Genomic DNA, 16,533 nt, shown 5'->3' with positions numbered 1-16,533 from the left:
GCCTGTCCCCGGGTTCCCTGACTGCCCGGGGGCGGGCGCGCCTCAATTTCTTGTTCAACAAGTCTTTACGCCAGCAGGCGGTGGACGGATCCCCACCCGTCCACCGCCGCTGTCATTCTGCCGGGCACGTCGGCGCTTCCCAGTGCGACCGACCGCCAGGCCCCGCAAAGCCCCCCACGGCCTTCGCGGAGCGTTTCGGTCGCACCGGAGTGTGCCCGGCGGAGTACAGGATTTCGGTTGTCACGCCCCTGCCGAAAGGGGTTTCAACTGTGGCCGAAAGGGCGTGGTGACCACGTGTGACTGCGTGCATACTCATGGGGCGGGGGGATTGCGGTTGCACAGGTGGGGGTTCGGTGCTGCGTATCCATTTCACTGGAGTGGACCTGGCACGCGTACGGATGGCAGGGCGTCCCGATGCGTTGTGGGAGACGATTCTCAGCTTTCACCGCTTAAGAGACCGGCGCGATGCCCGGTTGTTCGGTGAATGGCGTACGGAAACCCGGAGCAGGTTGAATAGTGAAACACGCACGCTCGGTATGCTCATACCGAGTCGCGGTTATTTCCCCGATTTCCTGACCCCTGTGGAGGGGCAGTACGGGTGGGACGTGGGCCTCGACGCGCTGCGCGGGATCCGCCCCGAGCGCATGCGCCGGGAGCTCCAGCTGCTGGGCGCCGGCGCGCCCGCGACACCACGGCTGCGGGACTTCATGGAGGGCGGCACCAAGCAGCTCCCGCGGCTGATGGGCGAGCTGCGCGCCTACCACCGGGCCGCCGTGGAGCCGTACTGGACCCACATACAGGCCCAGATAGAAGCCGAACGGGCGGCACGCGGCCGCGCGTTGCTCGACGGCGGAGCCGACGAGCTGCTGGCCTCGCTGCCGCCCATGCTGCGCTGGCGGGCCCCGGTACTGGAGTGCGACTACCCGGTGGACCGGGACGTACGGCTGCGGGGACGCGGGCTGCTGCTCCAGCCGTCCTTCTTCTGCCGGCGCACCGCAGTGACCCTGCACGACCCGGAACTGCCGCCGGTGCTGGTGTACCCGGCCGCCGCGCAGCTGGCCTCCGCGCCGGGGAGCGGCGAGGCGGCCCGGCCCGCCGAGGAGCAGCGCCAGCGCACCCTGGGCAAGCTGGTCGGGCACACCCGCTCGGTCGTGCTGCGGGCCATCGGGGACGGCGCGACCACCAGCGAGCTGGCACGGCGGGCCGGGGTCTCACTGGCCTCCGCGAGCCAGCACGCCTGCGTGATGCGCGAGGCGGGCCTGGTCACCACCCTGCGCCGCGGCAACGCGGTCCTGCACACCGTGACCCCGCTGGGAGCCGCGCTGCTCAAGGGCGGGGCCGTGGCCTCCTGAGAGCCGGCGGGGCCGTCGCCTCCTGATACGACGGCGGCCCCCGGCCCCACCAGGGCCGGAGGCCGGGGGAACCGGGGGCCGCGGGAACGTCCGTCAGGTCCGGAACGGGCCCGTCACCTCGTAGGTGATGCCGCCGGAGGAGCTGCCGCTCGTGCCGCGCTGGCTGGAGAAGTAGAGCCGGTCGCCTGCGGGCGAGAAGGCCGGGCCGGTGATCTCCGAGGAGGACTGTCCGGTGATCCGCAGGAAGGGCGCCACCACGTCGTCCGGGGTGATCACGCAGATCTCCATGGTGCCGCCGTCCTCCGCGACGTACAGGTCGCCGTAGGAGGAGCCGGTGACGTTGTCGACACCCGTCAGCGGAGCCGCGCCGCCGGGTACGAGCGAGTCGTCGTAGGCCAGCTCGTAGGTGTTGTTCGTGAGGTTGAGCTGCCAGACGCGGTTGTCGCCCTTGGTGGTGAACCAGACGGTGTCGTTGGCGTAGTGGCAGCCCTCGCCGCCGTTGAACTTCTTGGAGCCGGAGACCTGGCTGCGGGTCGCCGTCGGGGAGCCGTCCGGGTCCGGGACGTTCTGCCACGTGAAGGAGCCGGAGGTGGCCGTACCGGCCTTGAGGACCTGGAGGGTGCCGGAGGAGAGGTTGCCCCAGGTGGTGGGGATGAAGCGGTAGAAGCAGCCGCTCGACTCGTCCTCCGTCAGGTAGATCACCTGACGGACCGGGTCGGCGGCGGCGGCCTCGTGCTTGAAGCGGCCCATCGCCGGGCGCTGGACCGCCGCGTTCACGCCGTACGGGTCGGCCTCGTAGACGAAGCCGCGGTCGACCTCCTCGCAGGACAGCCAGGTGTTCCACGGGGTCTTGCCGCCCGCGCAGTTCTGCCGGGTGTTCGACAGGATCCGGTAGGCGCCGGTCACGGTGCCGGAGGAGTTGAACTTCACCGCGCTCGCGCCGCCGGAGGGGTTGATCTCCGAGTTCGACACGTAGATCCAGCCCGAGCCGTCGGCGTAACAGGCACCACCGTCGGGGGCGCTGTGCCAGGTGTACGAGGTGCCGCCGACGGTCTGGCCCGAGCGGGCGATCACCCGGCTGGTGAAACCGCTCGGGAGCATGATCCCGTTGGCGTCGGCCGCGCCGAGCGCCCCGTAGGGACCGGCACCGGGCTGGGCGGGCGCCGCGTAGGCCGCCCCGTGCATCAACGTGCCGCCGAAGGCGGCCGCCGACGAACCGATCACTGCGCCGCGCAGGAAGGTACGACGTTCCACGGTCACTCCTGTGGGAGGAAGGCCCCGCGGCCGGTCGGACGCGGGGTCGCACGCGTCGAGGAACCTAGGAGACGCCGGTTGACGCGGCGCCAAATCCTCATTACGCCCGAGCGACCGCTCGGCGTTCAATCCCTCGGCGGGGATTTCGCGGCGCCCGGCCCTTTTTCCCCGGGCCCACCCCGGCCCGCGCGGCATCGGCACCGGCGGGATTCCCGCGCCCGGCCCGGCGTACGGCCGGCGGCGTTCGCACAGCGCCGCGTCCGCGAAGACACCGGCGGCCCGGCGCCCGCCGTACGGTCGGCCCGGTGCGCCGCACCCGCCAGTTCCGGCCTGTCTCGGCGCCCGGGGTTTAGGAGGCGGCCGCACACGGTGGCGTGAAACGACCCATGACGGGACCTTGGGCCCTGGGAAGGTGCCCGGGGGAGGAGGACGGTGGAGGCATGAACCGTTTCGCCGCCGACATCTCGGGCCGTGCCGACCTCGACGTCGTGCTGCGCCGCTTCTACACGGCCGCCTTCGCCGACCCGCGGATCGGGCCCTACTTCACCCGCATCGCCGGCACGGACCTCGAGGTCCACCTGCCCCGGATCGCAGACTTCTGGGAGCGCTCCCTCTTCCGCACCGCCCCGTACCGGCGCAACGCCTTCGCCCCGCACGCCGCGCTGCACTCGGTGCGGACGCTGACCGCCGCCGACTTCGGCCGCTGGGTCCAGCTGTGGCACGCGACGATCGACGGGCTGCACAGCGGGCCGAACGCCGAGCGGGCCAAGGCCCAGGGCGAGCGGATCGCGCTGACCCTCCACCGGCGCCTCGCCGGCCCGGACGCCGACCTGCGGGGCGAGGGCACCACGGGCTTCGTCCCCCTCGCGGCGCTGGAGCTGCGCTCGGCCGCCTGACCTGCGGTTTCGCCGGTCGAGAAGAAAACCTCAAAAAAACGTCGCGCACGGCGATGAGTTTTCGGCGGCCCTTCGGTCTACCTCTCGAAAGCACCGACCGAACAGCCGGAAAGAGAGACCTCGATGTCCGCGACCATGATCTTCGTCAACCTGCCCGTCAAGGACCTGGACGCCAGCAAGGCCTTCTGGGGCAAGCTGGGCTACTCCTTCAACGCCCAGTTCACCGACGAGAACTGCGCCTCGATGGTCATCAGCGACACCATCGTCGCGATGCTCCTGACCGAGGCCCGCTACAAGGACTTCACCCACAAGGAGATCGCGGACGCCACCAGGACGTCCGAGGTCCTGCTGTGTCTGAGCGCCGAGAGCCGCGCCGCCGTCGACGAGCTGGTGGACGGGGCCCTGGCGGCAGGCGCCACCGAACCCCGACCGGCCCAGGACCACGGCGTCATGTACGGCCGTGCCTTCGACGACCTCGACGGCCACACCTGGGAGATCATGTGGATGGACCCGGCCGTCGTCCAGAAGCAGGACTGACCGCCGGCCCACCCCTTCCGGTCAGGAGGTCGCGGCGGTCCGCACCGGGTAGGTACGGACCGCCACCTCCTCGTCGTCCAGGCAGCGCCCCGTCTCCAGGTCGAAGCGCTGCTTGAGCAGCGGGGAGGCCACGAAGGGCCGGCCCGCCGCCGCCCCCACCAGGCCGCGCGAGAGCACGTGCGCGCCGGTGAAGGGGTCCTGGTTGCCGATGGCGTACGCACGGCCCGCGCGGTCGACGAACACCGCGGCCTGGCTCCCGTCGGGCAGCAGCGCGGCGACCCCGCGCCCGGGGACGAGCGCCGAGAACTCGCACACCGTCAGCCAGCCCTGCGCCACTTGCAGTTCCACGGTCATCGGACGGAGCCTCCTATGGTCAGGACGGCCAGGTCGGGCTTGACCTGGTCGCGCTCGGGGACGAACTTCACGGTCGGGTCGGGAGCGCCCGGCGCGTTCACGAAGGACACGAACCGGCGCAGCCGCTCCGGGTCCTGGAGCGTCTCGGCCCATTCGTCCCGGTAGTGCGCCACGTGGTCGGCCATCAGGGACTCCAGCTCCGCGCACAGCCCCAGCGAGTCGTGCACGACCACGTCCCGCAGGTGGTCCAGGCCGCCCTCCAGCCGCTCCAGCCAGGTGGAGGTCCGCTCCAGCCGGTCGGCGGTGCGGATGTAGAACATCAGGAACCGGTCGATCAGCCGGATCAGCTCCGCGTCCGACAGGTCCTGGGCGAGGAGGTCGGCGTGGCGCGGAGTGGCGCCGCCGTTGCCGCCCACGTAGAGGTTCCAGCCGCTCGCCGTCGCGATGACCCCGAAGTCCTTGCTCTGCGCCTCCGCGCACTCGCGGGCGCAGCCGGACACCGCCGACTTCAGCTTGTGCGGGGCGCGCAGCCCCCGGTAGCGCAGCTCCAGGTCGATCGCCATCCGCACGCTGTCCTGGACGCCGTAGCGGCACCAGGTCTGCCCGACGCAGGACTTCACCGTCCGCAGGGCCTTGCCGTAGGCGTGACCGGACTCGAACCCGGCGTCGACGAGCCGTGCCCAGATCCGCGGGAGCTGGTCCACGCTCGCGCCGAACAGGTCGATCCGCTGCCCGCCGGTGATCTTCGTGTAGAGGCCGAAGTCGCGGGCCACCTCGCCGATCACGATCAGCTTGTCGGGGGTGATCTCACCGCCGGGGATCCGCGGCACGACCGAGTACGAGCCGTTGCGCTGCATGTTCGCGAGGAAGTGGTCATTGGTGTCCTGGAGGGCGGCCTGCTCCCCGTCCAGGACATAGCCGCTCGCGCCGAGCGTCGCGGCGAGCGAGGCGATGATCGAGCCGACGGCCGGCTTGCAGACCTCGCAGCCGTCGCCGCCGCGCGCCTCGGGACGGCCGTGACCGTCGAGGATCTGCTCGTACGAGGTGAGCCGGCGGGTGCGGACGATCTCGTACAGCTCGGCCCGCGTGTACGGGAAGCAGCCGCACAGCCCCTTGTCGGCGGCGGCCGGGAGCAGCTGCCCGATCACCTTGATGCAGCTGCCGCAGCCGGTGCCCGCCTTGGTGCACTTCTTGACCTCGGGGAGCGTGGAGCAGGCGGTGATGGCCTTCTTCGTGACGTTGTGGCAGGAGCAGATCACCGCGGTGTCGGGCAGGGCGGACGGGCCCAGCGCGACGGGTGCGCCGACGCCCGCGGGCAGGACCAGCTGCTCGGGTGCGACGGGCGGGACGCTGCCGGTGAGCGGGCGCAGCAGGCCGTACGCGTCGGCGTCGCCGACCAGGACCCCGCCGAGGAGGACCCCGTCGGGGGAGACCACCAGCTTCTTGTAGATCCCGGAGCGGGAGTCGGACCAGACGACGTCGAGGCTGTCGGGGGTGTTGCCGTGCGCGTCGCCGAAGGAGGCCACGTCCACGCCGAGCAGCTTCAGCTTGGTGGAGAGGTCGGCTCCGGTGAACTCCTTCTCCCGGCCCAGCAGGTCGTCGGCGGCGGTCTCGGCCATCTCGTAGCCGGGGGCGACCAGGCCGTAGACGCGGCCGTCGACGGCGAGGGCGCACTCGCCGATGGCGTAGACGTGCGGGTCGGAGGTGCGGCAGCGGGCGTCGACCGCGATGCCGCCGCGCTCGCCGACGTCCAGCCCGGCGTCGCGGGCCAGCTGGTCGCGGGGGCGGACTCCGGCGGAGAAGACCACGAGGTCGGTGGCGACGGTGGAGCCGTCGGAGAGCCGCATTCCGCTGACGCGGCCGTCCTCGCCGGTCACCACCTCCTGGGTGCCGACACCGGTGTGGACGGTGAGGCCCATGGACTCGATGGTGCGCAGCAGGGCGGCGCCGCCGCCCTCGTCGACCTGGACGGGCATCAGGCGCGGGGCGAACTCCACGATGCGGGAGGCGAGACCGAGCCCCTGGAGGGCGCCGGCGGCCTCCAGGCCGAGGAGTCCGCCGCCGACGACCGCGCCGGTCGTCTTGTCCTTCGCGTACTTCTCGATGGCGAGGAGGTCCTCGATGGTGCGGTAGACGAAGCAGCCGGGGGCTTCCTTGCCGGGGACGGGCGGCACGAAGGGGTAGCTGCCGGTGGCCAGGACCAGCACGTCGTACGGGAACACCTGCCCGGAGCGGGAGGTGACGGTGCGGGCTTCCCGGTCGATGTGCTCGGCCGGGTCGTCGAGGTGGAGGGAGATGCCGTGCTCCTCCATGAACCCGGCGGGCGTCATGGAGAGGTCCTCGGGGGTGCTGCCGGAGAAGTAGGAGGTCAGGTGCACGCGGTCGTAGGCGGGCCGGGGCTCTTCGCAGAGCACGGTGATCCGGTGCGTGGCGGTGACCCCGCGCTCGGCGAGCGCTTCGAGGTAGCGCTGGCCGACCATGCCGTGCCCGATGAGCACGATCGTGGGCGAGGGCTCGGTCATGTCAGTGGCCTCCGTCGTCGGTGAGCAGGTGGAACAGGTCGTGCGGTGCTTCCCCGCCCTCCCAGGTGCGGGCGAGGGCGCCCACCGTGGAGAGTTCGCCGAGCAGCACCCCGCCGACGAGGCGGTCGCCGCGCAGGACGACCTTGCGGTAGGTCCGCCGGGTGCCGTCGGTGAGGCGGACCACGTCGTCGCCGGGGAGGGGGGTGGTCTCGCCGAAGGCGGCGAGGTCCAGGGAGCCGTCGCCGGTCCCGCCGAGGGTGAGGCGGGTGAGGGCGCGCGTGCCGGTGTACGGGGCCGAGCCGCCCGTCAGGACCGCGGCGAGGGCGTCGGCCTGCTCCAGGGCGGCGCCGGCGAGGCCGTAGACCTGCCCGGCGTGCTCGGCGCAGTCGCCGATGGCGTGGATGCGGGGGTCGCTGGTGCGGAGCTCGTCGTCGACGACGATGCCCTTGCGGATCTCCAGACCGGCGGCCTGCGCCAGGCCCGTGCGGGGGCGCACGCCGCAGGCGAGGACGACGACGTCGGCGTCCAGCCGGTAGCCGTCGGCGAGCTCGACGCCGGTGACCTTGCGCACAGTGTCCGCGCCGCGCCGTGTCCCGGGCGCCGCCCGGACCCGGTCCTCGAACGCCGGGGCTGGAGAACCAGCCCCGGCGGCGTTTGAGGCGCGGGCTCCGGGGCGGAGCCCCGGCAGCGGAGCCGTGGGCGGTCCTGTGGTGACGAGCCCGCGTACCCGGCACTCCGTGTGGATCTCCACGCCGAGGCCGGTCAGGTGCGTCGCCAGCAGGGCGGAGGAGTCCGCGTCCAGCTGGCGTTCCATCAGGCGCTCGCCCTGCTGGGCCAGGACCACCACCGCTCCGCGCGCGGCGAGCGCCCGGGCGGCCGAGACGCCCAGCAGGCCCCCGCCGATCACCACCGCCCGCACCCCGGGGCGCACGGCCGCCGAGAGCGCGAGGCAGTCGTCCATCGTGCGGAACGCGTGGACCCCGTCCGGCAGTTCCCGTCCCTCGGGCTCGAACAGCCCGCGCAGCGGCGGGAGGACCGCGTTCGAGCCGGTGGCCAGCACCAGCGTGTCGTACCCGGCCACCGTGCCGTCGTCGCAGTGCACGGCCCGCTCCGCCCGGTCGACGCGCACGGCGCGGACACCGCGCCGCAGCACCGGGCCGGGCGCCGGGAGGGCGGTCACCTCCGGCGCGTACCGGCCCGCCAGGACCTCGGCCAGCAGGACCCGGTTGTACGGGGCGTGGGACTCCTCGCCGAGGACGGTCACCGCCGCGGCCGGGCCCAGCCGGTCCGCGAGCCGCAGGCCCGCGAGGCCGCCGCCGATCACCACCACACGCTTTTCCGAGGTCATGCCATGAGGGTGCGCGGCCGCTGTTTCCCCTCCGCATCGCCCCTGTTACCCGGACGGAACGCCGGCCTCAGCGTCCGGTTTAAGGGTCGGTGAGGCCTTCCTCAAGGCCGCCTTAAAGCCCCTCGGGGCCGCCGCAGGGGCCCTTAGCGTGAGCCGCATGCGAGATGTGGCGGTGCGGGTCAGGGGCGGGATCCTGGGCGGGGCGGGGGTGGTGGTCCTGCTCTGGGCGGTGCAGGTGCGGCCCTCGGCGCGGCCCGACGCGCTCTTCGCCACCGCCGCGCACCTGACCGGTCTGCTCGCCGGTTACGGGGTGCTGGTGCTGCTGTTCCTGATGGCCCGGGTGCCCGCGGTCGAGCACGGGGTCGGCGCCGGCCGGCTCGCCCGCTGGCACGCGTTCGGCGGCCGCCACGTGTTGCTCCTCTGTTTCGGACACGGGCTGTTCGCCCTGCTCGGATACGCCGTGCACACGGGGGCCGACCTGGTCCGTGCCGTCCGGGAGCTGCTCGGCTACCCCGCCATAGCCGCCGCCGCGGCCGGGACCGTCCTCCTGGCCGCGGTCGGTGCGACGTCCGCCCGGGCGGTACGCCGCCGGATGTCGTACGAAACCTGGCGCGGGGTGCATCTGCTCGTATACCTCGCGGCCGCCCTCGGCTTCGGCCATCAGCTCGCCGGGCCCGACCTCGTCGCTGCGGTCTGGTTCTGGGCACTCGCCCACGCCGTCGTCGCCGCGCTGCTGGTCTGGTACCGCGCCGTGGTCCCCGTACGGCAGGCCGTGCGGCACGCGCTGCGGGTCGCGGAGGTCCGCTTCGAGGGGCCGGGGGTCGTCTCCGTCGTCGTCCGGGGCGAGCACCTGGCGGAGCTGCGCGCGGAACCGGGGCAGTTCCTGCGCTGGCGGTTCCTGCAGCGGGGGCTGTGGCCGACCGCCCTGCCGTTCTCCCTGTCCGCCCCCGTCCGCGGGGACACGCTGCGGATCACCGTCAAGGGGATCGGCGGGCACTCCCGCCGCATCCGCCGGCTGCGTCCCGGCACACGGGTCCTCGCCACCGGGCCGTTCGGCGCGCTGACCGCGGCCCGGCGGACCCGGCCCAAGGTGCTGCTGATCGCCGGCGGGGCCGGGATCACCCCGATGCGGGCCCTGTTCGAGACGCTGCCGGGGGGCCCGGGGGACATCACCCTGCTCTACCGGGCCGGTACCGAGGAGCATCTGGTGCTGCGCGCCGAGCTGGAGGCCATCGCCGCCGAGCGGCGGGCGGGGCTGCACTACCTGCTGGGGCCGTCGGGCGCCGCCTACGACCCGCTGGCCCCGCAGGCGCTGGCCGCGCTGGTGCCCGACCTGGCCGAGCACGACGTCTACCTGTGCGGGCCGCCGGGGATGGCCGAGGCGACCCGGGGCGCGCTGCTGCGGGCCGGGGTGCCGGGCGGCCGGATCCACACGGAGTGCTTCAGCTTCTGAGCCGCGAGGGGTGCGCCCCGTGCCGTCCCGCGCCCGCACCGTCCCGTCGGCGTCCCGCCCGCGCACCGCCCGCGCACCGTCCCGCCCGTGCACCGCCCGCGCACCGTCCCGTCCGCGCACCGCCCGCACCGTCCCGTCCGCGCACCGCCTGCGCACCCCCCCGTGCACCGCCCGCACCGTCCCGCGCCCCGCACCGCCCCGCACCGCCCCGCCCGCGCACCGGCCCCGTCCGTGCCCTGTCGTCACGCCGCCGTCCCCCTGCGTTCCCGCGTCCCCGAGGAGTCATCGCCCCATGCGTCACCCGCTGCACGTCGCCCTGTCCGTGCCCGTAGGAGTCCCGGCCCCGGCGACGGGCGCCCGGCACCGCAAGCCGCGCAGACCCTCGCCGGTCCGGACCGCGCTGGCCCTCGTACCCCCGGCGGGGCGGCTCGCGGTGGGGCTGGGGGCGGCCGGCGTGCTGGCCGCCACCGTCCTCACGGCGGTCGTGGAACCGGCCGCTCCGGTGGCTCCGGACCGGGTCCCGGCCCGGCAAAGCTCAACCTTTGCGCAACTTTCCGGGAAATGAATGGTCGCTGCACCGACAGCTCCATAGGGTCGGTTCGTGCCTGACATATCAACGACCATGATCATCGTTCTGTGTGTGGCGGCCGCGGCTGCGGGCTGGATCGACGCAGTGGTGGGCGGCGGCGGCCTGCTGCTCCTGCCCGCGCTGCTGCTGGGCCTGCCCCACGCACACCCCGCCACCGTCCTCGGCACCAACAAGGCAGTGGCCATCGTCGGCACCGCCGGTGCGGCCGTGACGTACGTCCGCAAGGCCCCGGTGGACGTGAAGCTGGCCGTCCGCATCGGCCTGGCGGCGCTCGCCGGATCGATGTGCGGCGCCGCGCTCGCAGGCGGCATCAGCAAGGACGCACTCCGGCCGATGATCATGGTGGTGCTCGTGGTCGTCGCCGGGTTCGTGCTCTTCCGGCCCGGCTTCGGCACCGCCCCCTCCACCTCGCCCGTCAGCCGTGCCCGGGTGCTGCTCGCCATCGGTCTGGCCGGCCTGGGCATCGGCTTCTACGACGGCCTCATCGGGCCTGGCACCGGCACCTTCCTGGTGCTCGCGCTCACGGCCCTGCTCCACCTCGACCTGGTCACCGCCTCCGCCACCGCCAAGATCGTCAACTGCTGCACCAACGCGGGGGCGCTCGCGATGTTCGCCTACCAGGGCATGGTGCTGTGGCAGCTCGCCGCCCTGCTGGCGGTGTTCAACCTGGCCGGAAGCATGATCGGCGCCCGTATGGCGCTCAAGAAGGGCAGCGGCTTCGTCCGCGGGGTGCTGCTGACCGTGGTCGGCGCGCTGGTGGTCAAACTCGGCCTGGAGCAGTGGGGCTGACCGGCCCCGGCCGGTCAGTACGTCGCGGTGAGGTGGGCGAAGACGACCACGTTGCCGCGGTAGCCCGTCCGCGGTGAGAACCCGCCGCCGCAGGTGATCACCCGCAGCTCGGCGCGCGGGGAGGGGCCGTACACCCGGGTGTCCGGGAAGGTCCTGGCGTCGTGGACCTCCACCGCGTGGACCGTGAACACCGCCGTACGGCCGTCCGCGCGCGGGACCTCGATCGAGGCGCCGCGGCGCAGCGCACCCAGGTGGTAGAACACCCCCGGCCCGGCGGAGTCGTCCACGTGCCCGGCGATCACGGCGGTGCCGGTGGCGCCCGGGGTGATGCCCTCGCGGTACCACCCGGCGAGGTCGCGCCGGTCGGGCGGAGGCACCTCGAGGTGGCCGTTGCGGTCCAGCCCGAGCCCGATCAGCGGGGCGTCCACCCGGATGGAGGGGATCCTGATCCGCCCGGGCGGCGAGCCGACCAGCGGGGCGATGCCGGGGCCCACGACGCCGGCGGCGGTGAGCGCTTCTGCGGGGGAGGGCAGCGGGGGCCCGACCGGCTCCCGGGAGCCGCTGGTCACGAGCCAGACGCCGATGCAGGCGGCGAGAGCGACGAGGCCGCCGTGGCGGGCGGTCGGACGGAAGTCGCGGGCCATGCGTACCCCCTCCGCCTCTCGTCCGAAGGTGACTGGCCGTCGCCCGGCCCCGCGAACGGGGGGACCTCGCGGGGCGGGCGACGGGGGACGGTACCGGTCGGACCGCGGCCGGAGCCGCGGTGGGCGTCCGTCAGCTCCGCGTGCCGCTCGCCCGGCGACGCAGGAGCCAGGTACCGCCGACGGCGGTGGCGGCCAGCAGGGCCGCTCCCGCCGCGATCTTGGCGGGGTCGGTGGTGGTGGTCGTGCCACCGCCCACCCCGGAGTTGACGTGACCCTGCGGGCCGCGCTCGGTGACCACCAGGTCGCCGGTCGCGAACTTGCCGTTCGCGCAGGTCGCGCCGATGCCGTAGGTGCCGGGACGGGTGCCGCGGGCCACCTGGAACTGCCCCACGACCACCTCCTTGTGGGTGCCCGGGACCAGCTTGAACCGGCCGCCGCCGACCGTGGTGGCATCGCCGTCCGCGTGGCTTCCGGGGCCGCAGGCCGTGGTGTTCACGGTGACGGTGGCCCCCGGTGCGGCGGACTTCGGCCAGACCTCCAGCGGGGCGAAGTCCCCGGGTGCGAAACCCACCATGCCGAGGTCCGCGGCGGCGACCGCGCCGGCGACCGGGCCGGTGAACGCGACGGCGGTCAGCGCGGTCGCGGTCAGCACGTGTGCGGTACGTCGGCGCATGGGACTCTCCCTGAGGACACGGGGTCGTGTGTCCGAGGAAACCCGGCCCGCCCGTCCCGCGCCTGCTGATGTCCCGTCAGGTCAGCCCCGCTGTGTGTCACTGCGGGACGTTCCCGCAGGTCAAGGTGGGAGTGCAGCCATCCGGGCCGCCCGCGCCGTCCGGGTGACCCGGTGCCCCGGACGGCCGCCGAGGCTGTTGCGCACAGGCGCCGGCCGGTCGTGCGACAGCGGTGCGTACGGTGGTGGGGCGCAGCGGAGCCGGGACTGCCGGCCCGGCCGTGGAGCGCTGCGCCACAACCGAGGGAGGGCTCCGTGACACCGGTCGAACGGCCGCAGGAGACGACCACCGCCGCGCTCCCGTTCTTCGTGTACGGGACCCTGCGCCCCGGCGAGGTCAACCACGCGCTGTTCCTGCGCGGCCGCACGGCCGCCGAGGAGCCCGCCACCCTGCCGGACGCGGTCCTCTACGACGGTCCGGGCTATCCGTTCGCGGTCCACCGGCCGGGCACCGCCGTCGTCGGGGAGCTGATCACCGCCGAGCCCGGCGCGTACCGGGAGCTGCTGGCCGAGCTGGACCGGCTGGAGGAGTACGAGGGGCCGGGGCGGCCGGGGAACGTCTACGACCGGTTCGCCCGTGAGGCCCTGCGCCCCGACGGCACCGCGGTGCGCGCCTGGGTCTACCTGGCGTCCCCGCTGATCGCCCGCGACCTGCGGGAAAGGGGGACGGAGATACCCGGGGGAGACTGGTTCAACCGCTCGGCCGAGCCGTCCGGACACGACCCTGAGGCCGGCCGGGAGATGTCCTAGAGTCCCTCGGCGCCGCGGTTGCGCAGGCGCTGCCCGTACTGCTGGAGCACCCACAGCTCCTCCTGGACCGCCGCCAGTTGCTCCGGCGGCGCCTGCACGCCGAGCCGTGACAGCGAGCCCTGGATCTCGTGGACCCGCCGGTCGACCGCGCGCAGCCGGACCTGGACCAGCTGGACCCCCGCGTAGACCTCGTCGACCGTCTTCGCGTGGATCGCCTCCACCGCCAGCTCGGTGACGAGGGCGCGCACGGTGTCGTTCGGCGCGGCCTCGCGCACCCGGGCCACATAGTCCTCGGCGGCGGAGGCGGCGCCGCCCGCGTCCTGGATCGCCCGCCGCACGGCGGCGTAGGGCGGCGCGGTGAACTCGTCGATCCCGTAGGCGTCGAAGGCCGGGGACACCAGCGCGGGCCGCTGGAGGGCCAGCTTCAGCAGCTCGCGCTCGGTGCGGTGGGCGGGGCTGCGCAGGTTCAGCGCGGGGCCGCCGGCCGGCTGGGCGGCGGGCGCGTCCTCGTAGGCCTGACGGCCCCGCTGGTGGTTCCCGCCGGGCCGGCCCCCCTGCGGTGCGCCGCCCTGGCCTCCCTGGCCGCGTTCGCGCGCCCACCGGGCGAGCTGCGCGACCCGCTTGACCACGAACTGCTCGTCGCGGATGCCCAGCATGCCGGCCAGCTGGACCGCCGACTCGTGCTGGATGGCGATGTTCTTGATGTTGGCGACGACCGGCGCCGCCTCGTCCAGCGCGGCGGCCCGTCCCGCCGGGTTTTCCAGGTTGTGCCGGGCGACGATGTGCCGCAGCGCGAACTCGAACAGCGGGGTGCGGGCCTCCACCAGGGCGACGATGGCCGCGTCGCCCTGTGCGAGGCGCAGGTCGCAGGGGTCCATCCCGCCGGGGGCGATGGTGATCGAGGTCTCGGCCGCGAACTTCTGGTCGTCCTCGAAGGCCCGCAGGGCGGCCTTCTGCCCGGCCGCGTCACCGTCGAAGGTGAAGATCACCTCGGCGGTGGCGTTGTCCATCAGCAGACGGCGAAGGATCTTGATGTGGTCCCCGCCGAAGGAGGTGCCACAGGTCGCGATGGCGGTGGTGACGCCCGCCAGGTGGCAGGCCATGACGTCGGTGTAGCCCTCGACGACCACGGCCCGGGAGGTCTTGGCGATCTCCTTCTTGGCCAGGTCGATGCCGTACAGCACCTGGGACTTCTTGTAGATCGCGGTCTCGGGCGTGTTCAGGTACTTCGGCCCGTTGTCGTCGTCGCGCAACTTGCGCGCGCCGAAGCCGACCACCTCGCCGCTGGTGTCGCGGATCGGCCACATCAGCCGGCCGCGGAAGCGGTCGATCGGCTTGCCGCTGCGGCTGTCCTGGGCGAGCCCGGAAGTGATCAGTTCCTTGTCGGTGAAGCCCTTGCCGCGCAGGAAGCGGGTCAGGTGGTCCCATCCGGCCGGGCTGTACCCGACGCCGAAGTGGGCGGCCGCGGCCTGGTCGAAGCCGCGCTCGGCCAGGAACCTGCGGCCGATCTCGGCCTCGGGTCCGTCCAGCTGGTCGACGTAGAACCGGGCGGCCTCCCGGTGTGCCTCGACCAGCCGGATGCGCTCACCGCGGCCGCTGGTGCCGGCGGTGTAGCCGCCCTCCTCGTACCGCAGGGTGATCCCGGCCAGGCCGGCCAGGCGCTCGACCGCCTCGGAGAAGGAGAGGTGGTCGATCTTCATGACGAAGTCGAGGGTGTCCCCGCCCGCCTGGCAGCCGAAGCAGTGGTAGAGGCCCTTGCTGGGGCTCACCTGGAAGGAAGGGGACTTCTCGTCGTGGAAGGGGCACAGGCCCTTGAGGTTGCCCCCGCCCGCGTTGCGCAGCTGGAGGTAGTCGGAGACCACGGCGTCGATCGGGACCGCGTCCCGTACCGCCTTCACGTCGTCGTCGTTGATCCGTCCTGCCACCCGTGAAGTCTACGGCCGGGCGCGGACAAACCCGTCAGGCCCCCTCCGCCGGGATCAGCGAGGCAAGCGGAACCGACGGGTCCGCGAGGGCCTCGCGGTCCACCGGGGCCTTTGACCTGATCAGAGCCTGGATGCGCTCGGTGACGTCCCACACGTTCACGTTCATTCCGGCGAGGACCTTCCCCTCCGACAGCCAGAAGGCGATGAACTCCCGCTTGCCGACGTCGCCGCGGATCAGCACCTGGTCGTAGCCGCCGGGCGGGGCGTACCCGGAGTACTCCAGGCCCACGTCGTACTGGTCCGAGAAGAAGTACGGCACCCGGTCGTAGGTGACGTCGTGACCCAGCATCGCCCGGGCGGCGGCCGGGCCGCCGTTCAGCGCGTTGGCCCAGTGCTCGACGCGCAGCCGGGTCCCGAGCACGGGGTGGTGGGCGGCCGCCACGTCACCGACCGCGTGGATGTCGGGGTCGGAGGTGCGCAGCGCGGCGTCCACGGCGATCCCGCCGCCGTGCTCCCGGTCCACGAGGGCGAGCCCGGAGGTCTCGGCGAGGGCCGTCCGCGGCGCGGCCCCGATCGCGGCGAGCACCGCGTGCGCGGGGTGCTCCTCCCCGTCGTCGGTACGGGCGGCCAGCACCATGCCGTCCTGGCCGATGATCTCGGTCAGCCGGGCGCCGAAGTGGAAGCGGACCCCGTGGTCGGCGTGCAGGTCGGCGAAGAGCCGGCCGATCTCGGGGCCGAGCACGGCGTGCAGCGGGGTGGCCTCCGGCTCGACGACGGTCACTTCGGCGCCGTACCCGCGGGCCGCCGCGGCGACCTCCAGGCCGATCCATCCGGCGCCCGCGATCAACAGGTGGCCGTTGTCCCGGCCGAGGCCCGCCAGGACGTGGCGCAGCCGCTCGGCGTGCGCGAGTCGGCGCAGGTGGTGCACTCCGGCCAGCCCGGTGCCGGGGATGTCCAGGCGGCGCGGCTCGGCGCCGGTGGCCAGCAGCAGCTTGTCGTAGTGCACGACTGTGCCGTCCCCGAGGACGACCTTCTTGGCCTCCCGGTCGAGGTGGACGGCCGGCTGGCCGAGGTGCAGCTCGATGTCGGAGGCGGCGTACCAGGACGGTTCGTGCACGAAGACGCTCTCCCGCTCCTCCTTGCCCGTCAGGAACCCCTTGGACAGCGGGGGGCGCTCGTACGGATGGTCACGCTCGTCGCCGATGAGGATCACCCGCCCCGTGAACCCCTCGGACCTCAGTGTTTCGGCCGCCTTCGCCCCCGCGAGCCCTGCACCGACGATGACGAATGTCCGGTGTGCGTCGACCACCTGATGCCTCCTCATAACCTCTGCGCCACATGCGACCACATGCGAGCGTCCCTCACTGAGCCTGCCGCGTGAAGGGGGAGT

15 protein-coding genes are annotated in these 16,533 nt (G+C 73.4%); 7 read left to right on the top strand and 8 right to left on the bottom strand.

The annotated features are described in order from the left end of the window. Positions 1-353: 353 nt before the first annotated feature. On the top strand, positions 354-1,352 hold the full coding sequence (locus IH80_RS0103615; protein ID WP_030957613.1) for an ArsR/SmtB family transcription factor: 999 nt from the start codon (positions 354-356) through the stop codon (positions 1,350-1,352). Positions 1,353-1,445: 93 nt separating this feature from the next. Here IH80_RS0103615 and IH80_RS0103610 read toward each other — a convergent pair whose 3' ends face one another. Then, positions 1,446-2,606 carry an alkaline phosphatase PhoX gene (locus IH80_RS0103610; protein ID WP_030957612.1) on the bottom strand — a complete coding sequence of 387 codons (1,161 nt, stop codon included), beginning with the start codon at positions 2,604-2,606 and terminating at the stop codon, positions 1,446-1,448. Positions 2,607-3,046: 440 nt separating this feature from the next. Between IH80_RS0103610 and IH80_RS0103605 the strand changes: the two genes are divergently transcribed. Both IH80_RS0103605 and IH80_RS0103600 read left to right on the top strand, forming a co-directional pair. Continuing rightward, positions 3,047-3,502, top strand: a complete 456-nt coding sequence (locus tag IH80_RS0103605) for a group III truncated hemoglobin (RefSeq protein ID WP_030957611.1) — start codon at positions 3,047-3,049, stop codon at positions 3,500-3,502. Positions 3,503-3,625: 123 nt separating this feature from the next. Continuing rightward, a complete protein-coding gene (locus tag IH80_RS0103600) occupies positions 3,626-4,039 on the top strand; it encodes a VOC family protein (RefSeq protein ID WP_030957609.1) in 414 nt (137 codons plus the stop codon). 21 nt (positions 4,040-4,060) lie between these two features. Here IH80_RS0103600 and nirD read toward each other — a convergent pair whose 3' ends face one another. The 3 genes from nirD to IH80_RS0103585 are packed head-to-tail and all read right to left on the bottom strand — an operon-like array spanning position 4,061 to position 8,263. Next, complete coding sequence (nirD, locus tag IH80_RS0103595; RefSeq protein ID WP_030957607.1) at positions 4,061-4,393, bottom strand: nitrite reductase small subunit NirD; 333 nt, start codon at positions 4,391-4,393, stop codon at positions 4,061-4,063. Next, positions 4,390-6,915, bottom strand: coding sequence for a nitrite reductase large subunit NirB (nirB, locus tag IH80_RS0103590; protein ID WP_030957605.1), 2,526 nt, complete (start codon positions 6,913-6,915; stop codon positions 4,390-4,392). The genes nirD and nirB overlap by 4 nt, the downstream gene beginning before the upstream one ends. Position 6,916: 1 nt before the next feature. Next, positions 6,917-8,263, bottom strand: a complete 1,347-nt coding sequence (locus IH80_RS0103585; RefSeq protein ID WP_030957604.1) for an NAD(P)/FAD-dependent oxidoreductase — start codon at positions 8,261-8,263, stop codon at positions 6,917-6,919. Between the two features lie 157 nt (positions 8,264-8,420). On the opposite strand from IH80_RS0103585, the gene IH80_RS0103580 reads away from it, so the two are divergent. The 3 genes from IH80_RS0103580 (at position 8,421) to IH80_RS0103570 (ending at position 11,094) form a co-directional block, all read left to right on the top strand. Continuing rightward, on the top strand, positions 8,421-9,716 hold the full coding sequence (locus tag IH80_RS0103580) for a ferric reductase-like transmembrane domain-containing protein (protein WP_030957603.1): 1,296 nt from the start codon (positions 8,421-8,423) through the stop codon (positions 9,714-9,716). A 292-nt stretch (positions 9,717-10,008) separates the two neighbouring features. Then, positions 10,009-10,281, top strand: coding sequence for a hypothetical protein (locus IH80_RS0103575; protein ID WP_030957601.1), 273 nt, complete (start codon positions 10,009-10,011; stop codon positions 10,279-10,281). Between the two features lie 36 nt (positions 10,282-10,317). Then, entirely contained in the window at positions 10,318-11,094 is a 777-nt protein-coding gene (locus IH80_RS0103570; RefSeq protein ID WP_030957599.1) for a sulfite exporter TauE/SafE family protein, read from the top strand. 14 nt (positions 11,095-11,108) lie between these two features. On the opposite strand, the gene IH80_RS0103565 is transcribed toward IH80_RS0103570, so the two are convergent. Continuing rightward, positions 11,109-11,738 carry a class F sortase gene (locus IH80_RS0103565; protein WP_030957597.1) on the bottom strand — a complete coding sequence of 210 codons (630 nt, stop codon included), beginning with the start codon at positions 11,736-11,738 and terminating at the stop codon, positions 11,109-11,111. A 130-nt stretch (positions 11,739-11,868) separates the two neighbouring features. Next, positions 11,869-12,411 carry a hypothetical protein gene (locus IH80_RS0103560; RefSeq protein WP_063757244.1) on the bottom strand — a complete coding sequence of 181 codons (543 nt, stop codon included), beginning with the start codon at positions 12,409-12,411 and terminating at the stop codon, positions 11,869-11,871. Positions 12,412-12,723: 312 nt separating this feature from the next. Here IH80_RS0103560 and IH80_RS0103555 point away from each other — a divergent pair, with 312 nt between their 5' ends. Next, positions 12,724-13,218, top strand: coding sequence for a gamma-glutamylcyclotransferase family protein (locus IH80_RS0103555; protein ID WP_051808739.1), 495 nt, complete (start codon positions 12,724-12,726; stop codon positions 13,216-13,218). Here the strand turns inward: IH80_RS0103555 and dnaG are convergent. Both dnaG and IH80_RS0103545 read right to left on the bottom strand, forming a co-directional pair. Then, the gene (dnaG, locus tag IH80_RS0103550) at positions 13,215-15,143 is read right to left on the bottom strand and encodes a DNA primase (RefSeq protein WP_030957591.1); all 1,929 of its coding nucleotides are present in this window, start codon (positions 15,141-15,143) and stop codon (positions 13,215-13,217) included. The genes IH80_RS0103555 and dnaG overlap by 4 nt on opposite strands. Positions 15,144-15,177: 34 nt before the next feature. Continuing rightward, the gene (locus IH80_RS0103545) at positions 15,178-16,452 is read right to left on the bottom strand and encodes an NAD(P)/FAD-dependent oxidoreductase (protein WP_030957589.1); all 1,275 of its coding nucleotides are present in this window, start codon (positions 16,450-16,452) and stop codon (positions 15,178-15,180) included. Positions 16,453-16,533 lie beyond the last annotated feature (81 nt).

Source organism: Streptomyces sp. NRRL S-378 (genome assembly GCF_000720645.1).
Classification (GTDB): domain Bacteria; phylum Actinomycetota; class Actinomycetes; order Streptomycetales; family Streptomycetaceae; genus Streptomyces.
Note: the sequence above shows the minus strand (reverse complement) of the source record. Positions and strands in the feature narration are given on the sequence as shown.